Consider the following 18927-nt stretch of genomic DNA (forward strand, 5'->3'; position numbering starts at 1 on the left):
GCTTTGCGCACGGTTCCTGCGTATGGCGGGCGCCGGCGGCGGACGGTGGACGGTCCGGGCGGCGGCGCAAGACCCGGGACGATGATCGTGATGTGAAGGAAATCACGTGGCGCGGAGCCGCCCGGACCCGGATGATCATTGGCCGCCCGGGCGCCGGGGGAGGGGGCCGGAGGGGCGGAACGCGGGCGGCAGGGCCGCCGGGCCGGACGGGGAGGGGGAGGTCCGGCGAGGGCTCCCGGGGCGGCGCGGGAGGGGGCGGCGAAACGTGGGAGGGGAAGGGCGACGCGCCGCATTGATCGGATGTTGACGGCGCGTTTAGCGCGGCTCGGCACGGTGGAGGCATGCAGAACGACACCGACGTCCTGACCTTCCCGACCTCCCGGCCCGCCGCCGACCTCGCCTGGCGCGAGGACGCGCTGTGCGCCCAGGCGGGCCCCGAGTTCTTCTTCCCCGCCCCCGGCTCCTCGACCCGCGAGGCCAAGCAGCTGTGCGGCGCCTGCGAGGGGCGGGTGGCCTGCCTGGAGTACGCGCTCGCGCACGACGAGCGGTTCGGCGTGTGGGGCGGGCTCTCGGAGAAGGAGCGGCTGCGGCTGCGGCGGGTGCGCGACGGGGCCTGAGCCCCGCCGCGCGGCGGGCCGGGGGCCGGCGGCGGTTCAGCCGGCGGCGCGCGCGGCCATCCGGGCCTTGCGGGCGGCGAGCTTCACGTCGAACTTCGCGGCCTCCGCGTCCAGACCGTTCATGAACAGGCCCAGCTCCTCCTGGGCCCGCAGGCCCTCGGGGCCGAGACCGGAGATCTCCAGGACCTTCAGGTTCCGCAGCACCGGCTCCAGCACGTCGTCGTGGTGGATGCGCATGTTGTAGATCTCGCCGATCGCCATCTGGGCGGCGGCCCGCTCGAAGCCGGGGATGCCGTGACCGGGCATCCGGAAGTCGACCACCACGTCCCGCACGGCCTGCATCGCCAGGTCGGGGGCGATCTCCAGGGCGGCCCGCAGCAGGTTGCGGTAGAACAGCATGTGCAGGTTCTCGTCGTGCGCGATGCGCGCGAGCATCCGGTCGCAGACGGGGTCGCCGGACTGGTGGCCCGTGTTGCGGTGCGAGATGCGGGTGGCGAGCTCCTGGAAGGCCACGTACGCCACCGAGTGCAGCATCGAGTGGCGGTTGTCCGACTCGAAGCCCTCGCTCATGTGCGCCATCCGGAACTGCTCCAGCTTGTCCGGGTCGACGGCCCGGGAGGCGAGCAGGTAGTCGCGCATGACGATGCCGTGGCGGCCCTCCTCGGCGGTCCAGCGGTGCACCCAGGTGCCCCAGGCGCCGTCCCGGCCGAAGAGGCTGGCGATCTCGTGGTGGTAGCTGGGGAGGTTGTCCTCGGTCAGGAGGTTCACCACCAGCGCGGTCTTCCCTATGTCGGTGACCTTGGACTGCGACGGGTCCCACGCCTCGCCGTCCTCGAAGAAGCCCGGGAAGTTGCGCGCGTCCGACCACGGCACGTACTCGTGCGGCATCCAGTCCTTGGCGACCTTGAGGTGCCGGTTCAGCTCCTGCTCCACCACCTCTTCCAGCGCGTACAGCAACCGCGCGTCGGTCCACCCTGCCGAGCTGTCGAGGGAGGGAGAGGTGAGCGTCACGGGGACTCCTGGGGACGGAGAGGGACAGACGGAGAACTACCTACGGAGTCGTAGGTTACGAGACCGTAGGTTAAGGCCCGATAAGGCGCGGACCAACCCCCGCCGGAGCGATGTCCGATTACATTCCGTTATGTTCCCAGCTCGGCCCGGTAAAAGAGACGCAGGTCACGTAGGTGCGGGTCACCCGTGAACAACTGAACGGCTACCCGGCGACTACACAGCGCAGACGCCGGGCCCCGCCTCCCCCACGCCCGGACCCCCCTCACTCCCCGAAGCACGTCCCTTCGCGCAGCTCCTCCACCGGGACCGGCCGCAGAGCGCCGTCCAGGAGCAGCCACCGGGTCGGCTCCAGCGACTCCAGGAACGCCAGGTCGTGACCGGCCACGACCAGCGCCCCCTCGTACGCGGCGAGCGCCGCCGTCAGCTCCCGTACCGACGCCATGTCCAGACCGTTCGTCGGCTCGTCCAGCAACAGCAGCTGCGGGGCCGGCTCCGCGAGCAGCAGCGCCGCCAGCGTCGCCCGGAACCGCTCCCCGCCCGACAGGGTGCCCACCACCCGGTCCGCCCGGGCGCCCCGGAACAGGAACCGGGCCAGCCGGGCCCGGATCACGTTCCCCGTCGCGGCCGGCGCGAACCGGGCCACGTTCTCCACGACGGTCAGGGAGTCGTCCAGGAGGTCCAGCCGCTGCGGCAGGAACCGCAGCGGCACGTGCACCGCCGCCTCGCCCGCCACCGGCGCCAGCTCCCCGGCCAGGGTCCGCAGCAGCGTCGTCTTCCCCGCCCCGTTCCGCCCCGTCAGCGCGATCCGCTCCGGGCCCCGCACCTCCAGCGCGCCCTCCACCCGGGCCCCGTACCGCAGCTCCAGGTCCCGCAGCAGCAGCACCTCGCGGCCGGCCGGCACCGAGGTGCGCGGCAGCTCGACGCGGATCCCGTCGTCCTCCCGCACCGCCTCCGCCGCCGCGTCCAGCCGCTCCCGGGCCTTCGACAGACGCTCCTCGTGCAGGTGCCGGTGCTTGCCCGCCGACACCTGCGCCATGCTCCGGCGGTTGTTGGCCACCACCTTCGGCACGACCTTGTTCTCGTAGCTCTTGCGCGCGTACCGCTGCCGCCGCGCCAGCTTCGCGCGGGCGTCCGACAGCTCCCGCCGCTGTCGCCGCACGTCGGCCTCGGCGACCCGCACCATCCGCTCCGCCGCCTCCTGCTCGGCCGCGAGCGCCTCCTCGTACGCCGTGTACCCGCCGCCGTACCAGCGCAGCCCGCCCTCGTGGAGGTCGGCGATCCGGTCGACCCGCTCCAGGAGCTCGCGGTCGTGGCTCACCACCACCAGCGCCCCCGGCCACTCCTCCACCGCCCGCTGGAGGCGCGCACGGGCCCGCAGGTCCAGGTTGTCGGTCGGCTCGTCGAGGAGCAGCACGTCCGGCCGGGCCAGCAGCAGCGCCGCGAGGCGCAGCAGCACCGTCTCGCCGCCGGACACCTCGCCGACCGTGCGGTCGAGGCCGATCGCGCCCAGCCCGAGCCGGTCCAGGGCCGCGTGGGCGCGCTCCTCCACGTCCCAGTCGTCGCCGAGCACCGCGAAGTGCTCCTCGGCCGGGTCGCCGGCCTCGATCGCGTGCAGCGCGGCCCGTTTCCGGTCGATGCCGAGGACCGCGTCCACCCGGCGGCCGGTGTCCAGGACGAGGTTCTGCGGCAGATAACCGATCCGGCCGGACCGGCGCACCGAACCGGCGGTGGGTACGAGGTCCCCGGCGAGGAGCCGCAGCAGGGTCGACTTCCCGGAGCCGTTGGTGCCGATCAGGCCGGTGCGGCCGGGGCCGACGGCGACCTTCAGGCCGTCGAAGACGCCGGTGCCGTCGGGCCAGGCGAAGGAGAGGGCGGCGGAGGAGAGGAGAACGGGCTGGTGTGACACGAGGGCCTCCCGGATGCCGCGGGCACGGACGCGGGCGTCGGCGTGCGCGCGGACACAGGTGTGAGCACGGGCAGGAGCGACGTGTGAGACACCGGGGCGCGGGCGGCGTGGAGAACGGCTCGTCCACCGAGGTCGAGAACGGCACGCACGGCACAGCGGGGCACGCGCGGCACGGTGTCTCGGGACCTCAGACGAGCAACGTTCCTTCTCCGATCGGGAGGTGAGGGGACGCCGACGACGGTACGGGCCGGGCCGGGAGGGCCGCAAACGGTTTACGGCGGCCGGGAACGCCTCACGGCGGCCCCGGGGGCCGCCGCGTCACCACCGGGCTACGGAAGGCCGCCCAGCAGCTCCGCCAGGTCCCGGTCCCAGTCCAGGTACTGGTGCTCGCGCCCCGACGGCACCAGGTGCTGCGACCGCTCCAGGAAGAGGCGCAGCTCCGAGGTGCGCACATGGACCATCGCGACGCCCTCCGGGGCGTGGAACTCGACGACCGTGCGGTCGTACCCGTACGGCCGCAGCCGCACGTCGCCGTCCCCGGCCGGGCGGTCCACGCCCTGCGCGAGCAGCTCCCGGGCGAAGGCCCAGGACACCTCCACGCCCTCCAGGGTCGCCGGCGGCGGGAAGGCCATGCTGACGGCGTACGGATCGTCGAGGTCGTAGCGGAGGGTGGCGGGGACGGTCTCCATCCGGGGAGCGGAAGCGACCAGACGGGCCTGGACGGGCTGCTCGATCACGGCGGACACGGCGGACTCCTCTCGCGGGGCTGCGGATCCTGAGCGTCTCCCCGACACCAGGGCACCTGACACCACTGAAGACGAGCGGGAAGCCCGGAACGTGCACCGGGAAACCGCGTGAGGTGCGTCACCGTGCATTCCGCTTGCGTCCCGGAACCGGCCGGAGAAAGCTGTCGGACCCGGTGCGCGGAAGACCCCGGCGGCGGCCGTGCGGGGCTTCCGGTAAGCCGGTGCCGCCCGGTTCAGCGTTCTTCGGCCACGTCGTCGTCGGGTTCCGCGCAGGGGCCCGAGTGGTCGCAGTAGGGCTGGTTCCCCGAGGCGCCGCAGCCGCAGAGGACCACCCGCGTCTCCCGCCGCTCCCCGTCCCCGTCCGCGACCCGCAGGTCCCCGCGCACCACCAGCTGCCCCGACGCGGAGCGCCGCACGGTGGTCGGCGCGTCCGGCGGCTCCGCCGTCCCGTCGGCGGGCCGGTACCGGAGCGCGCCCGACGGGCAGCGCCGGATCACCTCGGCGACCCGTTCCGGGGCGGCGGCGTCCGGCAGCACCCACGGGCGCCGGGAGAGGTCGAAGACCTCCGGCAGCCCGCGCACGCACTCGGCCGCGTGCAGACAGCGCCGGGGCTCGAAGGTGACGGTGACGCCCTCGCCCTCGTACTCCTTGATCCGCGGCTTCCCGGCCTCCGGGGGCCGCTCCGTGCCGGATCCGCCGCCGGCCGTCGCCTCGCTCATGCCGCCAGCCTAGGAACGCCGCCCGCGCCCCGCACCCCGAGCGCCGACCGGGCCGGGACGGCGGCCCTCCGGGCGGACCCGGGCCGGGACGGCGGCTCCCGGACAGGTCGGGCCAGGACAGGACCGGATCGGACGGCGGCCCTCTGGACGGGCCGGGCCGGGCCCCGCTAGCTTCCGGCGCCATGACACCTGTGCGAAAGACGCGACGCGTGATCACGGCGGGACTGCTGGGGACGGCGCTGGCGCTCACCCTCGCGGCCCCCGCGCGGGCCGGGGCGACCCCCGCGGCCCCCGCGATTCCCGCACCCCCGGCGGCCCCCGCCTCCTTTGCGGCCCCCGCCCCCTCCACGCTTTCGGCGGCCCTCGCGGCCCCCGCGCCCGACACCGCCTGGCGGCTCACCGCCACCGGCACCGACGCCCGCTTCCGGGGACTGGCCGCGATCGACCGCCGTACCGCCTGGGCGGCCGGTTCGAAGGGCACCGTGCTGCGGACCACCGACGCCGGCCGCACCTGGCGCGACGTCTCCCCGCCCGGCGCGGCGGACCTGGAGCTCCGTGACGTCGAGGCGTTCGACGCCCGCCGGGCCGTGGTGCTCGCCATCGGCGAGGGCGAGGCGTCCCGGGTGCTGCGCACCGAGGACGGCGGCGCCACCTGGACCGAGGCGTTCCGCAACACCGACCCGCGCGCCTTCTACGACTGCGTCACCTTCCTCGACCACCGCAACGGACTCGCCCTCGGCGACCCCGTCGACGGGAGGTTCCGGATCCTCGCCACCCGCGACGGCGGCCGCTCCTGGGCGGTCCTCCCGGACGCCGGGATGCCCGCCGCGCTCCCCGGCGAGGCCGGCTTCGCCGCGAGCGGCCAGTGCCTGGTCGCCGCCGGACCCAAGGACGTCCTGTTCACCACCGGCGGCGGCGCGACCGCCCGGGTCTTCCGCTCCGCCGACCGGGGCCGCACCTGGACCGTGACCGACACCCCCGTCCCGGCCGGCGACCCGGCGCGCGGCGCCTTCGCGCTCGCCTTCCGCGACCGCCACCACGGCATCGCGGTCGGCGGCGACTACCGCACCGGGCAGCCCTCGCCGGACGCCGCCGCCACCACCTCCGACGGGGGCCGCACCTGGACCCCGTCGGCCACCCCGCCGCCCGCCTACCGCTCCGGCGCCGCCTGGCTCCCGCACCACCGGTCCGCCGCCCTGGCCGTCGGCCCCACCGGCACCGACCTCACCCTGGACGGCGGTCGCACCTGGCGGACCGTGGACAGCGGCTCGTACGACACCGTGGACTGCGCCCCGGACGGCGGCTGCTGGGCCTCCGGCGAGAAGGGCCGGATCGCCCGGCTCGCCGGCCGGTGAGCCCCGGAGGGCGGCGGTGAGAGGGGGTCAGGCCGACGGCTGCTCGCGGTGGCCGGCCAGCCCCTCGACCGTCCGCGAGGCGTAGAACTCGGTGATCCGGTACGCGCACACGCCCTCGGCGCTGAAGGGGTCGGCCGCCGCGATCCGCTCGATCTCGGCCCGGTCGACCCCGGCGGCCAGGATCACCCCGCCGTCGCGGGGGTTCTTCCGCCCGGAGGCGAGGAACACCCCGGCGGCGTACTGCGCGTCGAGCCAGGCGAGGTGCGCCTCCATCAGGGCGTCCGCCCGCTCGACGGGCGCGGTGTAGGTCAATTCGAGTACGAACATGCGTGCAAGGCTATCCGGCGCGGACCGGGCCGCCGGTCACCCGCCCAGGGCCTCGGCGACCGGCTCGAAGCGGTGCTCCACCGGCTTGTGCACCTCGTACAGGTAGCCGAAGTACGCCGTCTCCACGGTCCCCGCCAGGACGCCGTGGAGGAAGGCGGCGCACCCCGTGCCGTGCGCCTCCCACAGCGGCCCGCGCCCCTCGTTGTAGAGCACCGTCCAGGTGTCGGGGTGCCGGCCCGGCCGCACCAGCCAGTACAGGAAGGCGCCGGAGCCCTCCTCGAAGGCCCACGGCACCACCCGCGAGCCCGGCTCCGCCAGTTCGGCGGGCGGCTCCTCGTCGGCGTAGTCCCACAGGCCCCTCAGGATCTCCTCCCGCTCGGCGGTCTGCGCGAGCAGGTCGTGGTCGGGGCGGTCCGCGCCGGGGGCGAGCAACCACACGGTCTCGTCGAAGACCCCGCAGCCGTACGTCTCGACGAGGTGCCGGTAGTCGGCTGGGAGCGCGGTGCCGAGGGCGGCCTCCGTCCCCGCCCAGTCCACGGCGGGCGGCCGGGCCGCGGGCGGCGGACAGAGGCGTACGAGACCGGCGAGGGGACCGGCGGCGTCCGGGGCTTCGGCGGTCCGGGCGGAAGGGCTCATGGACGGGAAGGCTACGCGACACCCCGGCCGCAGATTCGTACATGTGTGCCACGGGTGGCGGCATCCCCGTTGCGCCCGGCCGCCGCCCGCCGCGCTGCCAGACTGCCGCACGAGCACGCACCGGCGGGGGCGCGGGCGGACGGGCGGGCCGGGGACGCGAGGCGGGGTGGGGTGGGCGTGACCGAGGAGCCCGGGTCGGGGCGGGTCCGGACGGGCGCGGACGCGGGGCCGGACGACGGCGGGGCGCGGCCCGTGCCCCGGCACGTGGCCTGCGTCATGGACGGCAACGGCCGTTGGGCGCAAAGCCGTTCGCTGCCGCGCACGGCCGGTCACCAGGCCGCCGAGGCCGCCGTCCTCGACGTCATCGAGGCGGCCCGCTCCGCCGGTGTCGCATGGCTCAGCCTGTACGCCTTCTCCACCGAGAACTGGAACCGGCCCGGCCCCGAGATCGACCACCTGATGCGCCTGGTCCGCCGGGTGGTGCGCAAGCACGCGCCGCTGCTGCTCGCCCGGGGCATCCGCTGCCGCTTCCTCGGCGTCACCGACCCCCGCGTCCCCCGTGAACTCGCCCGCGACTTCGCCGACCTGACGCTGCTGACCGAGGAGAACCGGGGGATGACGCTGACCGTCGCCTTCGACCACGGCGGGCGCCGGGACATCGTCGAGGCCGCCCGCGCGCTGATCCGCGGCGGGGTCACGGCGGACGAGGTGACCGAACGGACCTTCGCGGAGCACCTGCCGCACCCCGACACCCCCGACGTGGACCTCGTCATCCGCACCTCCGGAGAGCAGCGCATCTCCAACTTCATGCTCTGGCAGGTCGCCTACGCCGAGTGGGTCTTCCCCGAGGCGCTCTGGCCGGACTTCCGGGCCCCCGACTTCCTCGCCTGCCTGCACGCCTACCGGCGCCGCGACCGCCGCTTCGGCGGCCTCCCGGCCCCGACGAACGGAGCCCCCCGATGACCCCCGCCCCGCCCCCCACCCCGTCGGACGGCCCGCCCACCGGCCCTCGCCCCGGCTCCTCGGGCGGCCCGTCCGCCGGTCCGTCCGCAGGTCCGTCCGAGGAGGTGACCGCCCCCGGCGCGACCGCGCCGCCCCGGACCCCGCCCCCGGCCGACGAACCGCCCCCGGCGGCCGACGCGCCGCCCCTCTTCGGGCCCGGGTCGCGTTTCCACTCCTTCGCCGACGACCCCCGGTGGGCGCTCGCCCTGATCCGGGCGACCGTGCTGGAGGCCGCCCACCCGCAGGTCGGCGCGGCCCTCGCCGACAACTCCACCTTCGTCACCCACCCCTGGCGCCGCCTGCGCAACACCTTCCGCAGCCTGCGGCGCATGTTCGGCGCCGACCAGGCTGCGCGCGAGCGCGAGGCCGCCCGGCTCAACCGGCTGCACGCGCGCATGAGCGGCACCGACGGGCGGGGCCGGGGGTACGACGCGATGGACCGGCCCACCCGCGCCTGGGTCGCCGCCACCCTCTTCGAGAGCACCGTCACCATGTGCCGGCTGAGCGGCCAGCCGCTCGACCCGGAGACGACCGAGCGGATGTACGCCGAGTACCGCGGCTTCCTCGCCGCCCTCGACGGTGACGCGGACGAACTCCCGCCCACCGTCAGCGAGTTCTGGCCCTACTTCGACCGGGTCGTCGAGACCGAGCTGGAGAACACCGAGGCCGCCCGGATCATCCTCTACCACCTCTTCGACCACTTGCCCGCCCCCGCCCTCTTCGAGGGCGCGCCGACGCTCTGGGCGGCCGGCCGGGCCGTCGTCGGCCCGCTCCTCGGCGCCGTCACCGTCGCCTCGCTCCCCGAGCCGTACCGCCGCCGGGCCGCGCTGCCGGAGCTGCCCGGCGCGCGGACGCTGATGCGGGGCGCCTACCTCACGGCGGGACTGGCCCGCTTCCTGCCCCCGGGCTGGATCAGCGCCGAGAGCATCCTCGACCTCCTCTTCCTCTCGCCGGGGAGCGACGACCCGCGCACCCGCACGGTCACCGCGCTGCGCGACCGCATGCGGCGGGCCGGCGCGCTGCTCCGCCTCCTCACCCCCCTCGCGGGGGCCGCCGAGGGCCCGGGCCCGGGCACGTACCCCGGCGCCCCGGCGGACGCCCGTACGGAGGCGAGGACCGGCACCGGCCCCGCCACCTTCGCCCGGCGCACGGCCGAGGAGTTCTTCCGCACGGTCCTCGACCAGACCGGCGACGGCCGCCTCGACTGGCCCGACCTCGCCGCGATGGCCCGCGAACTCGCCACCCGCCTCGACCTCGACGAGCCCGAGGAGACCCGGCTGTACGACGCCTTCGCCGCCTGGTGGCGCGAGCTCCAGGCCGCCCTGGACACCGACGGCGACGGGTGGATCAGCGCGCGGGAGTACGCCGCCGGGGTGCCCTCGCTGGCCGGGCCCGCGCTCATCCGCGTCGCCGAGGTCCTCTTCGACGCCACCGACCGCGACGGCGACGGCGCCATCGGCGCCGACGAGTACCACGCCCTCTTCCGCACCGCCTTCCGCCGCGACCTCGACACCACCGGCGGCGGCTACGGCCGCTCCGCCTTCGTCGGCGACTTCCTCGCCTTCATGTCCGGCCGCCGCTCCGGCACCCCCTACGACCCCCTCCTCGCCGACGCCTAGGCCCTGCCCCGGGCCGGGGGCGTCGCGTCCCCGGCCGTGATCCGCCGGACGCGGCCCGGTCACCGGCCCCGGAGGCGGCGCCGTAAGGTGTCCGGTCATGGCGATCATCGGGATTCCGGCGGGGTGGCCCGCCGACGAGGGGGCGGCGCTGGACGTCCAGCGGCGGCTGCGCGGACGGCTCGTGCTCGGCGAGGACGGGCCGCCCGCGGGGGAGGGCCGTGTCACCGGCCTCGACGTGGCCTACGACGACGAGCGGGACCTCGTCGCCGCGGCGGCCGTGGTCCTCGACGCCCGCACCCTGGAGGTGGTCGAGGAGGCCACCGCCGTCGGCCGGGTCTCCTTTCCGTACGTCCCCGGCCTGCTCGCCTTCCGGGAGATCCCCACCGTGCTCGCCGCCCTGGACGGCCTCGCCGCCGACCCCGGACTGCTGGTGTGCGACGGCTACGGCATCGCGCACCCGCGCGGCTTCGGCCTCGCCAGCCACCTCGGCGTCCTCACCGGCCGGCCCGCGATCGGCGTCGCCAAGAAGCCCTTCACCGCCACCGGCGCCGAACCGGGGCCCCGGCGGGGCGACTCCGCGCCGCTGCTCGCCGACGGCGAGGAGGTCGGCCGGGCCCTGCGGACCCGTACCGGGGTGAAACCGGTGTACGTCTCCGCCGGCCACCGGGTCTCCCTCGCCACCGCCCTCGCGCACACCCTCGCCCTCACCCCGCGCTACCGCGTCCCCGAGACCACCCGGCGCGCCGACTCCCTCTGCCGCCGCGCCCTCGCCGAGGCCCTCGCGGCGGGCTGAACGCCCGCGCCGGGGGCCGTTGTCAGACCCGCACGGCACAGTGGTCCCCATGACGCACCAGGCCACCCCCTCGCCGCGCCGCTCCTCCGCCGGGCGCGCCCTCCCCGCCGTCCTCGCCGTCGCCGGGCTCTCGGCCGTCGCGTGGACCTGCGCCATCCTGTACGTCCTCGCCGACTGGGCCACCGGCTCCTGACCCCGGCCGGGACCGGCTCACCGGCCGGACCGCCGCCCGCCCCGGCCCCGGACCGCCGCCCGGCCCCCGGCCGTCAGCCCGTGTGGGCGACCCGGAAGCGGAGGCCCGCCGCGCGGAGGCGGGCGGTGAGGGCGTCGCCCATCGCCACCGCCGTCGTGACCTGGCCCGCCGTCGCCGGCAGCCGGTCGTGGGCGAGGCAGAGCGCCGATTCGGCGAGCATCTTGGCCGTCTCGTCGTAGCCCGGGTCGCCGCCCGACACCTCGGTGAGGACCCGCCGGCCGCCGCCCTCGCCGACGAAGCGGACGGTGAACCAGCTCCGGGCCCGCCGCTCGGCCGAGGGCCCGGACCCCGCCGCGTAACGGTCCATCAGCCAGTTCCGTACGAAGGGGAGCTGGGCGGCCGTGACGGTGGCGCCGAGGACCGCCGTGCCGCCGAGCGCCATCGGCAGGGTCTTCACCGAGGCGTAGTGGCGGTAGCGGAAGTCGGGGCCGTACCGGCCCAGCGCGGCGGCCGAGCGGGCCACCACCCGGGGGTCGAGCGTCGGCAGCGGCAGCGCCCAGGTGCCGGTCTCGGCGCTGAAGCGGGGCGCGCCGAGCGGGGCGCGGGCCCGGCGGCCGACCAGCCGGGGCGCGTGCAGCCGGCGCTCGCGGGCGGCGGCGGCCGTCTGGCGGCCGCGCCCGAAGGCGGTGAGGGCGGAGGCGAAGGTGCCGCCGGAGAAGACGGCGCCGGCCCGGACGAAGCCGTCGATCCGCAACGGCACGTCCTCGGGGAGCTGCCGGACGGTGAAGAGGACGCCCAGGTCGTGCGGGACGGAGTCGAAGCCGCAGGCGTGCACGATCCGGGCGCCGGTCTCGCGGGCGCGGGCGTCGTGCCGGACGTAGACCCGGTCCACGAACTCGGCCTCGCCGGTCAGGTCGAGGTAGTCGGTGCCCGCCTCGGCGCAGGCGGCGACGAGGGGCTCGCCGTACCAGACGTAGGGGCCGACGGTGGTCGCCACCACCCGCGCCGAGGCGGCGAGTTCGCGCAGCGAGTCCGGGTCGGCGGAGTCGGCGACCAGCAGCGGCAGCTCCGCGAGGTGCGGCCGTCCGGCGGCGAGCCGGTCGCGCAGCGCGGCCAGCCTGTCGTACGACCGCCCGGCGAGGGCCCAGCGGCAGCCGGCGGGGGCGTGCCCGGCCAGGTACTCCGCGGTGAGCGCGCCGACGAAGCCGGTCGCGCCGTAGAGGACCACGTCGTACGGCCGCGCTCCCGCGTCCCGCCCCGCGCCCGCCCCTGTCTCCATCGAGCCCCGCTTCCGTCGTGCGTGTCGTGTTCGTCGGCGGAGGATAGCGGACCCGGCCGCCCCGCCGAATTTCCAAGCGCTTGCTCGGCCGGGGGGCTTGTGCCGAGTGGAACACGTTCCTAGCATCTTCGGTGTTACATCATTGGTGTCACACACTCCTGGGGGTGCGATGAGCACGAGGCACACCGAGCGGACCGGCCCGCTCGACGGCGTCAGGGTCGTGGAACTCGCCGGCATCGGACCGGGCCCCTTCGCCGCCATGCTCCTCGCCGACCTCGGCGCCGACGTCGTCCGCGTCGACCGGCCCGGCGGCCCCGGCCTCGGCGTCGACCCCGCCCAGGACCTCACCAACCGCAACAAGCGCTCCGTCCTCGTGGACCTCAAGGCCGAGGGCGGCCCGGCCGCCGTCCTCGACCTCGTCGAGCGCGCCGACGTCCTCGTCGAGGGGTACCGCCCCGGCGTCGCCGAGCGCCTCGGCGTCGGCCCCGACGCCTGCCTCGCCCGCAACCCCCGGCTCGTCTACGGCCGGATGACCGGCTGGGGCCAGGACGGCCCGCTCGCCCCCACCGCCGGCCACGACATCGGCTACATCGCCCTCACCGGCGCCCTCGGCATGATCGGCCCCGACCCCGACGGCCCGCCGAGCATCCCCGCCAACCTCCTCGGCGACTACGCCGGCGGCTCCCTCTACCTCGTTGTCGGCGTCCTCGCCGCCCTCCGGCACGCCCGCGAGCACGGCGAGGGCCAGGTCGTGGACGCCGCCATCGTGGACGGCACCGCCCACCTCACCACCATGATCCACACCATGCTCGGGGCCGGCGGCTGGCAGGACCGGCGCGGGGTCAACCTCCTCGACGGCGGCTGCCCCTTCTACGGCGTGTACGCCACCTCCGACGGCGGCCACATGGCCGTCGGCGCCCTGGAGGAGCGGTTCTACGCCACGTTCGCCCGCCTCCTCGGCCTGGACGGGGAGACCACCGCCGCCCGCCACGACCTCGCCCGCTGGCCGGAGCTGCGCGAGGCCGTCGCCGCCCGCTTCCGCACCCGCACCCGCGCCGAGTGGACCGGGGTCTTCGAGGGCACCGACGCCTGCGTCGCCCCCGTCCTCTCGCTGCGCGAGGCCCCCGGCCACCCGCACCTCGCGGCCCGCGCCACCTTCGCCGAGCACGGCGGACTCGTCCAGCCCGCGCCCGCCCCCCGCTTCTCCGCCACCCCCGGCACCCTCCGCCGCGGCCCCGCCCTGCCCGGCGCCGACACCGCCGAGGTCGCCCGCGACTGGGCCGTCCCCGCCCTGCACCCCCAGGAGTCGAAGACCACATGAAGCGCACGCTCTACACCGAGGACCACGAGGCATTCCGGGCCACCGTCCGCACCTTCCTGGAGAAGGAGGTGCTGCCCCACTACGAGCAGTGGGAGAAGGACGGCATCGTCTCCCGCGAGGCGTGGCGCGCCGCCGGCCGGCAGGGCCTCCTCGGCCTCGCCGTCGAGGAGGAGTACGGCGGCGGCGGGAACCCCGACTTCCGGTACGCCTCCGTGCTCGCCGAGGAGTTCACCCGGGCCGCCGCCCCCGGCCTCGCCATCGGCCTGCACAACGACATCATCGGCCCCTACCTCACCAAGCTCGCCACCGACGAGCAGAAGCGCCGCTGGCTGCCCGGCTTCTGCTCCGGCGAGCTCATCACGGCCATCGCCATGACCGAGCCCGGCGCCGGCTCCGACCTCCAGGGCATCCGCACCACCGCCGAGGACCGGGGCGACCACTGGCTCCTCAACGGCTCCAAGACCTTCATCTCCAACGGCATCCTCGCCGACCTGGTGGTCGTCGTCGCCCGCACCACCCCCGAGGGCGGCGCCCACGGCCTCTCCCTCCTCGTCGTCGAGCGCGGCGCGGAGGGCTTCGAGCGCGGCCGGAACCTCGACAAGATCGGCCAGAAGTCCCAGGACACCGCCGAACTCTTCTTCACCGACGTCCGCGTCCCCAAGGAGAACCTCCTCGGAGAGCTGAACGGCGCCTTCGTCCACCTGATGACCAACCTCGCGCAGGAGCGGCTCGCCATCGCCGTCGCGGGCATCGCGGGCGCCGAGCACGTCCTGGAGCTCACCACCCGGTACGTCAAGGAGCGCGAGGCGTTCGGCCGGCCGCTGGCCCGGCTCCAGCACGTCCGCTTCGAGATCGCCGAGATGGCCACCGAGTGCGCCGTCACCCGCGCCTTCCTCGACCGCTGCATCGCCGAGCACGCCGACCCCACCGGCCTCGGCCTCGACCCGGTCAACGCCTCCATGGCCAAGTGGTGGGCCACCGAGCTCCAGAAGCGCGTCACCGACCGCTGCCTGCAACTGCACGGGGGATACGGCTACATGAGCGAATTCCCGGTGGCCCGCGCCTTCACCGACGGCCGCATCCAGACCATCTACGGCGGCACGACGGAGATCATGAAGGAGATCATCGGCCGCTCCCTCCTCGGCTGACCTCCCGCCGCACCCGCACCGCACCACCCTCACCGCGAAAGGCTTCCCGTGAGCACCGAAGCGTACGTGTACGACGCGATCCGCACCCCGCGCGGACGCGGCAAGGCCAACGGCTCCCTGCACGGCACCAAGCCCATCGACCTGGTCACCGGCCTCATCCGGGCGATCCAGGAGCGCAACCCCGGCCTCGACCCCGCCGCGGTCGACGACATCGTCCTCGGCGTCGTCGGCCCGGTCGGCGACCAGGGCTCCGACATCGCCCGCATCGCCGCCATCGCCGCCGGTCTGCCCGACACCGTCGCCGGCGTCCAGGAGAACCGCTTCTGCGCCTCCGGTCTCGAAGCGGTCAACATGGCCGCGATGAAGGTCCGCTCGGGCTGGGAGGACCTCGTCCTCGCCGGCGGCGTCGAGTCCATGTCCCGCGTCCCGATGGCCTCCGACGGCGGCGCCTGGTTCTCCGACCCGATGACCAACCTGGAGACCAACTTCGTCCCCCAGGGCATCGGCGCCGACCTCATCGCCACCATCGAGGGCTTCACCCGCCGCGACGTCGACGAGTACGCCGCCCTCTCCCAGGAGCGGGCCGCCACCGCCATCAAGGAGGGCCGCTTCGGCCGCGCCCTCGTCCCCGTCGTCGACCGGGCCGGGCTCACCGTCCTCGACCACGACGAGTTCCCCCGCCCCGGCACCACCGCCGACTCCCTCGCCCGCCTCAAGCCGTCCTTCGCGGACATCGGCGAGCTCGGCGGCTTCGACGCGGTCGCGCTCCAGAAGTACCACTGGGTCGAGGCCATCGACCACGTCCACCACGCGGGCAACTCCTCCGGCATCGTCGACGGCGCCTCCCTCGTCGCCATCGGCTCCCAGGAGGTCGGCGAGCGGTACGGGCTGACGCCGCGCGCCCGGATCGTCTCGGCCGCCGTCTCCGGCTCCGAGCCCACCATCATGCTCACCGGCCCCGCCCCGGCCACCCGCAAGGCGCTGGCCAAGGCGGGTCTCACCATGGACGACATCGACCTCGTCGAGATCAACGAGGCGTTCGCCGCGGTCGTCCTCCGCTTCGTCAAGGACATGGGCGTCTCCCTGGACAAGGTCAACGTCAACGGCGGCGCCATCGCGCTCGGCCACCCGCTCGGCGCCACCGGCGCGATGATCCTCGGCACCCTCGTCGACGAGCTGGAGCGCCAGGACAAGCGCTACGGCCTGGCCACCCTCTGCGTCGGCGGCGGCATGGGCATCGCCACCGTCGTCGAGCGCGTCTGACCTCCCCGTCCGCACCCCTCAACCGGAGAAGCATCAGTCATGAGCGAGAGCACCACCATCCGCTGGGAGCAGGACGACACGGGGATCGTCACCCTCGTCCTCGACGACCCGAACCAGTCCGCCAACACCATGAACCAGGCGTTCCGCGCCTCCATCACGGCCGTCGCCGACCGCCTGGAGGCGGAGAAGGACGCGATCCGCGGCGTCATCTACACCTCCGCGAAGAAGACCTTCTTCGCGGGCGGCGACCTCAAGGACATGATCCAGGCGGGCCCCGAGCACGCCCGGCCGATCTTCGACGCGGCCATGGACATGAAGCGGGCGCTGCGCCGCATCGAGACCCTCGGCAAGCCGGTCGTCGCCGCGATCAACGGCGCGGCCCTGGGCGGCGGTTACGAGATCGCGCTCGCCGCCCACCACCGGATCGCGCTCGACGCCCCCGGCTCCAAGATCGGCCTGCCCGAGGTCACCCTCGGCCTGCTGCCCGGCGGGGGCGGCGTCGCCCGCACCGTGCGCCTCATGGGCATCACCGACGCCCTCCTCAAGGTCCTCCTCCAGGGCACCCAGTACAACCCGCGGCGCGCCCTCGACAACGGCCTGGTCCACGAGGTGGCCGCCACCCCCGAGGAGATGATGGCCAAGGCCATCGCCTTCATCGACGAGCACCCCGCGTCGGCGCAGCCCTGGGACGCCCCCGGCTACCGCATCCCCGGCGGCACCCCGTCGAACCCGAAGTTCGCCGCCAACCTCCCGGCCTTCCCCGCCAACCTGCGCAAGCAGCTGGCCGGCGCCCCCTACCCGGCCCCGCGCAACATCATGGCGGCGGCCGTCGAGGGCTCCCAGGTCGACTTCGAGACCGCGCTCGTCATCGAGTCCCGGTACTTCACCGAGCTGGTCACCGGCCAGACCGCGAAGAACATGATCCAGGCGTTCTTCTTCGACCTCCAGGCCGTCAACTCCGGCGCCAGCCGCCCGAAGGGGTTCGAGAGGTCCAAGGTCCGCAAGGCCGCCGTGCTCGGCGCCGGCATGATGGGCGCGGGCATCGCCTACTCCTGCGCCCGCGCGGGCATCGAGGTCGTCCTCAAGGACGTCACCGACGAGGCCGCCGCCAAGGGCAAGGCGTACTCGGAGAAGCTCTGCGCCAAGGCCGTCGCCCGGGGCCGCACCACCCAGGAGAAGGCCGACGCCCTCCTCGCCCGCATCACCGCGACCTCCGACCCGCAGGCGCTGGCCGGCTGCGACGCGGTCATCGAGGCGGTCTTCGAGGACACCGCGCTCAAGCACAAGGTCTTCCAGGAGATCCAGCACGTCGTCGCGCCCGACGCGCTGCTCTGCTCCAACACCTCCACCCTGCCCATCACGGTCCTCGCCGAGGGCGTCGAGCGCCAGGCCGACTTCATCGGCCTGCACTTCTTCTCGCCGGTCGACAAGATGCCGCTGGTCGAGATCATCAAGGGCGAGCGGACCGGCGACGAGGCCCTGGCCCGCGCCTTCGACCTGGTCCGCCAGATCAACAAGACGCCGATCGTCGTCAACGACTCGCGCGGCTTCTTCACCTCCCGCGTCATCGGCCACTTCCTCAACGAGGGCGTGGCGATGGTCGGCGAGGGCATCGAGCCCGCCTCCGTCGAGCAGGCCGCCGCCCAGGCCGGCTACCCGGCGAAGATCCTCTCCCTGATGGACGAGCTGACCCTCACCCTCCCGCGCAAGATCCGCAACGAGACGAAGCGGGCGATCGAGGAGTCCGGCGGCGTCTGGGCCACCCACCCCGGCGAGGCCGTCATCGACCGCATGGTCGACGAGTTCGGCCGCCCCGGCCGCAGCGGCGGCGCGGGCTTCTACGACTACGACGAGTCGGGGAAGCGCGGGAAGCTCTGGCCGGGGCTGCGCGAGCACTTCACCAAGCCCGGGTACGAGATCCCGTTCCGCGACATGCAGGAGCGGATGCTCTTCGCGGAGGCCCTGGACACCGTCCGCCTCCTGGAGGAGGGCGTCCTGACCTCGGTCGCCGACGCCAACATCGGCTCCATCATGGGCATCGGCTTCCCGGCCTGGACCGGCGGCATCCTCCAGTACGTCAACGGCTACGAGGGCGGCCCGGCCGGCTTCGTGGCCCGCGCCCGCGAACTGGCGGAGACGTACGGCGAGCGCTTCGACCCGCCCGCCCTCCTGGTGGCCAAGGCCGAGCGCGGCGAGACCTTCACGGACTCCTGAACGCCGAGCGCAACTCCTCGCTGAGGGACCGCTGAAACGCGGTGACCAGGGCCTGGACCACCATCGGCTGCATGTGCGCCGAGAGCGACTTCATCGCGGTCAGGTGGTCCGGGTCCGTCCCGCTCTCCCGGTACGGGTTCCACACCTCCTCCTGGAACAGCCGCGCCAGCTCCTGCGCGGCCGACCGGGCGTGGTCGAGCAGCACCGTCCGGGAGGCGAGGATCGTCTCGTGGTCGATCGGCACGTCGAGCAGCTCGACCCCGAGCCGCAGCAGCGCCCCGTCGAGCCGGAACACCTCGGGGTCGCCGGTCGCCTCCAGCACGCCGATCGCGGCGAGCCGCTCGACGTCCCGGTCGGCCAGCTCCCGCCCGGCGCGCCGCTCCAGCTCGCGCCGGGTGATCGTCTCGGCCGACTCGGGCGCCCAGGACGCCACCAGCGCCCGGTGCACCGCGAGGTCCTGCGCGCTGAGCTCGGGCGGCAGCTGCTCCAGGTAGCGCTCGATGGCGGCGAGCGTCATGCCCTGCCGCTGGAGCTCCTCGATGAGCGCGAGCCGCGCCAGGTGGCCCGGCCCGTACCGCCCCACCCGCCGGGGCCCGATCTCGGGCGGCGGCAGCAGCCCCCGGGTGCCGTAGAACCGCACGGTCCGCACCGTCGTCCCGGCGCGCGCGGCCAGTTCGTCGACGGTGTATCCGGGCACCGGTCCCGCGTCGCTCGCGTCCTCCATGGTGCAACAGTATTGCTGTCTCATCACCGCTGTAAAAGACCCGCGCGGCCCTTC

Annotated in this window: 18 protein-coding genes; 10 read left to right on the top strand and 8 right to left on the bottom strand. The window is 74.9% G+C overall.

Annotated elements, in window-relative coordinates; genetic code table 11:
• Positions 1–341 precede the first annotated feature (341 nt).
• On the top strand, positions 342–617 hold the full coding sequence (locus IE219_RS09675) for a WhiB family transcriptional regulator (RefSeq protein WP_189976183.1): 276 nt from the start codon (positions 342–344) through the stop codon (positions 615–617).
• 36 nt (positions 618–653) lie between these two features.
• On the opposite strand, the gene IE219_RS09680 is transcribed toward IE219_RS09675, so the two are convergent.
• The 4 genes from IE219_RS09680 to IE219_RS09695 form a co-directional block, all read right to left on the bottom strand.
• On the bottom strand, positions 654–1628 hold the full coding sequence (locus tag IE219_RS09680; protein ID WP_189976184.1) for an acyl-ACP desaturase: 975 nt from the start codon (positions 1626–1628) through the stop codon (positions 654–656).
• Between the two features lie 262 nt (positions 1629–1890).
• Entirely contained in the window at positions 1891–3534 is a 1644-nt protein-coding gene (locus IE219_RS09685) for an ABC-F family ATP-binding cassette domain-containing protein (RefSeq protein ID WP_189976185.1), read from the bottom strand.
• Positions 3535–3863: 329 nt separating this feature from the next.
• A complete protein-coding gene (gene ssgD, locus IE219_RS09690) occupies positions 3864–4280 on the bottom strand; it encodes a spore wall synthesis regulator SsgD (RefSeq protein WP_189976186.1) in 417 nt (138 codons plus the stop codon).
• Between the two features lie 233 nt (positions 4281–4513).
• On the bottom strand, positions 4514–4999 hold the full coding sequence (locus IE219_RS09695) for a (4Fe-4S)-binding protein (RefSeq protein ID WP_189976187.1): 486 nt from the start codon (positions 4997–4999) through the stop codon (positions 4514–4516).
• Between the two features lie 182 nt (positions 5000–5181).
• On the opposite strand from IE219_RS09695, the gene IE219_RS09700 reads away from it, so the two are divergent.
• Entirely contained in the window at positions 5182–6354 is a 1173-nt protein-coding gene (locus IE219_RS09700) for a WD40/YVTN/BNR-like repeat-containing protein (protein ID WP_189976188.1), read from the top strand.
• A 27-nt stretch (positions 6355–6381) separates the two neighbouring features.
• On the opposite strand, the gene IE219_RS09705 is transcribed toward IE219_RS09700, so the two are convergent.
• Positions 6382–6681 (bottom strand): YciI family protein, encoded by a 300-nt coding sequence (locus IE219_RS09705; protein WP_189976189.1) that lies wholly within the window; start codon positions 6679–6681, stop codon positions 6382–6384.
• A gap of 36 nt (positions 6682–6717) precedes the next feature.
• Positions 6718–7317: an SMI1/KNR4 family protein gene (locus tag IE219_RS09710; RefSeq protein ID WP_229849683.1), complete on the bottom strand. Its 600-nt coding sequence runs from the start codon at positions 7315–7317 to the stop codon at positions 6718–6720.
• Between the two features lie 276 nt (positions 7318–7593).
• On the opposite strand from IE219_RS09710, the gene uppS reads away from it, so the two are divergent.
• The 4 genes from uppS to mmpA all read left to right on the top strand — a co-directional run bounded on the left by uppS (position 7594) and on the right by mmpA (position 10924).
• Positions 7594–8280 carry a polyprenyl diphosphate synthase gene (gene uppS / locus IE219_RS09715; protein ID WP_229849708.1) on the top strand — a complete coding sequence of 229 codons (687 nt, stop codon included), beginning with the start codon at positions 7594–7596 and terminating at the stop codon, positions 8278–8280.
• Complete coding sequence (locus IE219_RS09720) at positions 8277–9938, top strand: oxygenase MpaB family protein (protein WP_229849684.1); 1662 nt, start codon at positions 8277–8279, stop codon at positions 9936–9938. The genes uppS and IE219_RS09720 overlap by 4 nt, the downstream gene beginning before the upstream one ends.
• Positions 9939–10035: 97 nt before the next feature.
• Complete coding sequence (locus IE219_RS09725; RefSeq protein ID WP_189976190.1) at positions 10036–10731, top strand: endonuclease V; 696 nt, start codon at positions 10036–10038, stop codon at positions 10729–10731.
• A gap of 49 nt (positions 10732–10780) precedes the next feature.
• The gene (mmpA, locus tag IE219_RS09730; RefSeq protein ID WP_189976191.1) at positions 10781–10924 is read left to right on the top strand and encodes a morphogenic membrane protein MmpA; all 144 of its coding nucleotides are present in this window, start codon (positions 10781–10783) and stop codon (positions 10922–10924) included.
• 73 nt (positions 10925–10997) lie between these two features.
• On the opposite strand, the gene IE219_RS09735 is transcribed toward mmpA, so the two are convergent.
• The gene (locus tag IE219_RS09735) at positions 10998–12203 is read right to left on the bottom strand and encodes a saccharopine dehydrogenase family protein (RefSeq protein ID WP_189976192.1); all 1206 of its coding nucleotides are present in this window, start codon (positions 12201–12203) and stop codon (positions 10998–11000) included.
• A gap of 169 nt (positions 12204–12372) precedes the next feature.
• Between IE219_RS09735 and IE219_RS09740 the strand changes: the two genes are divergently transcribed.
• From IE219_RS09740 to IE219_RS09755, 4 genes are read left to right on the top strand one after another with little or no spacing between them, the layout of a single operon-like run.
• Positions 12373–13524: a CaiB/BaiF CoA transferase family protein gene (locus tag IE219_RS09740; RefSeq protein WP_189976193.1), complete on the top strand. Its 1152-nt coding sequence runs from the start codon at positions 12373–12375 to the stop codon at positions 13522–13524.
• Positions 13521–14672, top strand: coding sequence for an acyl-CoA dehydrogenase family protein (locus tag IE219_RS09745; RefSeq protein ID WP_189976194.1), 1152 nt, complete (start codon positions 13521–13523; stop codon positions 14670–14672). Before IE219_RS09740 ends, IE219_RS09745 begins: the two co-directional genes overlap by 4 nt.
• Before the next feature lie 48 nt (positions 14673–14720).
• Entirely contained in the window at positions 14721–15935 is a 1215-nt protein-coding gene (locus IE219_RS09750) for an acetyl-CoA C-acetyltransferase (protein WP_189976195.1), read from the top strand.
• Positions 15936–15974: 39 nt separating this feature from the next.
• Positions 15975–18149 carry a 3-hydroxyacyl-CoA dehydrogenase NAD-binding domain-containing protein gene (locus tag IE219_RS09755; RefSeq protein ID WP_189976196.1) on the top strand — a complete coding sequence of 725 codons (2175 nt, stop codon included), beginning with the start codon at positions 15975–15977 and terminating at the stop codon, positions 18147–18149.
• Here IE219_RS09755 and IE219_RS09760 read toward each other — a convergent pair.
• Entirely contained in the window at positions 18136–18873 is a 738-nt protein-coding gene (locus IE219_RS09760) for a MerR family transcriptional regulator (protein WP_189976197.1), read from the bottom strand. The two genes, IE219_RS09755 and IE219_RS09760, sit on opposite strands and share 14 nt — an antisense overlap.
• Positions 18874–18927 lie beyond the last annotated feature (54 nt).

Origin of the sequence: Streptomyces termitum (genome assembly GCF_014650175.1) — a bacterium.
GTDB classification, from domain to species: Bacteria; Actinomycetota; Actinomycetes; order Streptomycetales; family Streptomycetaceae; genus Streptomyces; species Streptomyces termitum.

What these genes read in the sequence shown, in the direction of transcription:
- IE219_RS09675 (WP_189976183.1), top strand. Translation starts at nt 342, where the DNA reads ATGCAGAACGACACCGACGTCCTGACCTTCCCGACCTCCCGGCCCGCC.
- IE219_RS09705 (WP_189976189.1), bottom strand. Translation starts at nt 6,681, where the DNA reads ATGTTCGTACTCGAATTGACCTACACCGCGCCCGTCGAGCGGGCGGAC.
- IE219_RS09745 (WP_189976194.1), top strand. Translation starts at nt 13,521, where the DNA reads ATGAAGCGCACGCTCTACACCGAGGACCACGAGGCATTCCGGGCCACC.
- IE219_RS09700 (WP_189976188.1), top strand. Translation starts at nt 5,182, where the DNA reads ATGACACCTGTGCGAAAGACGCGACGCGTGATCACGGCGGGACTGCTG.
- IE219_RS09740 (WP_189976193.1), top strand. Translation starts at nt 12,373, where the DNA reads ATGAGCACGAGGCACACCGAGCGGACCGGCCCGCTCGACGGCGTCAGG.
- IE219_RS09710 (WP_229849683.1), bottom strand. Translation starts at nt 7,317, where the DNA reads ATGAGCCCTTCCGCCCGGACCGCCGAAGCCCCGGACGCCGCCGGTCCC.
- IE219_RS09735 (WP_189976192.1), bottom strand. Translation starts at nt 12,203, where the DNA reads ATGGAGACAGGGGCGGGCGCGGGGCGGGACGCGGGAGCGCGGCCGTAC.
- mmpA (WP_189976191.1), top strand. Translation starts at nt 10,781, where the DNA reads ATGACGCACCAGGCCACCCCCTCGCCGCGCCGCTCCTCCGCCGGGCGC.
- IE219_RS09695 (WP_189976187.1), bottom strand. Translation starts at nt 4,999, where the DNA reads ATGAGCGAGGCGACGGCCGGCGGCGGATCCGGCACGGAGCGGCCCCCG.
- IE219_RS09725 (WP_189976190.1), top strand. Translation starts at nt 10,036, where the DNA reads ATGGCGATCATCGGGATTCCGGCGGGGTGGCCCGCCGACGAGGGGGCG.
- IE219_RS09720 (WP_229849684.1), top strand. Translation starts at nt 8,277, where the DNA reads ATGACCCCCGCCCCGCCCCCCACCCCGTCGGACGGCCCGCCCACCGGC.
- uppS (WP_229849708.1), top strand. Translation starts at nt 7,594, where the DNA reads ATGGACGGCAACGGCCGTTGGGCGCAAAGCCGTTCGCTGCCGCGCACG.
- IE219_RS09760 (WP_189976197.1), bottom strand. Translation starts at nt 18,873, where the DNA reads ATGGAGGACGCGAGCGACGCGGGACCGGTGCCCGGATACACCGTCGAC.
- IE219_RS09755 (WP_189976196.1), top strand. Translation starts at nt 15,975, where the DNA reads ATGAGCGAGAGCACCACCATCCGCTGGGAGCAGGACGACACGGGGATC.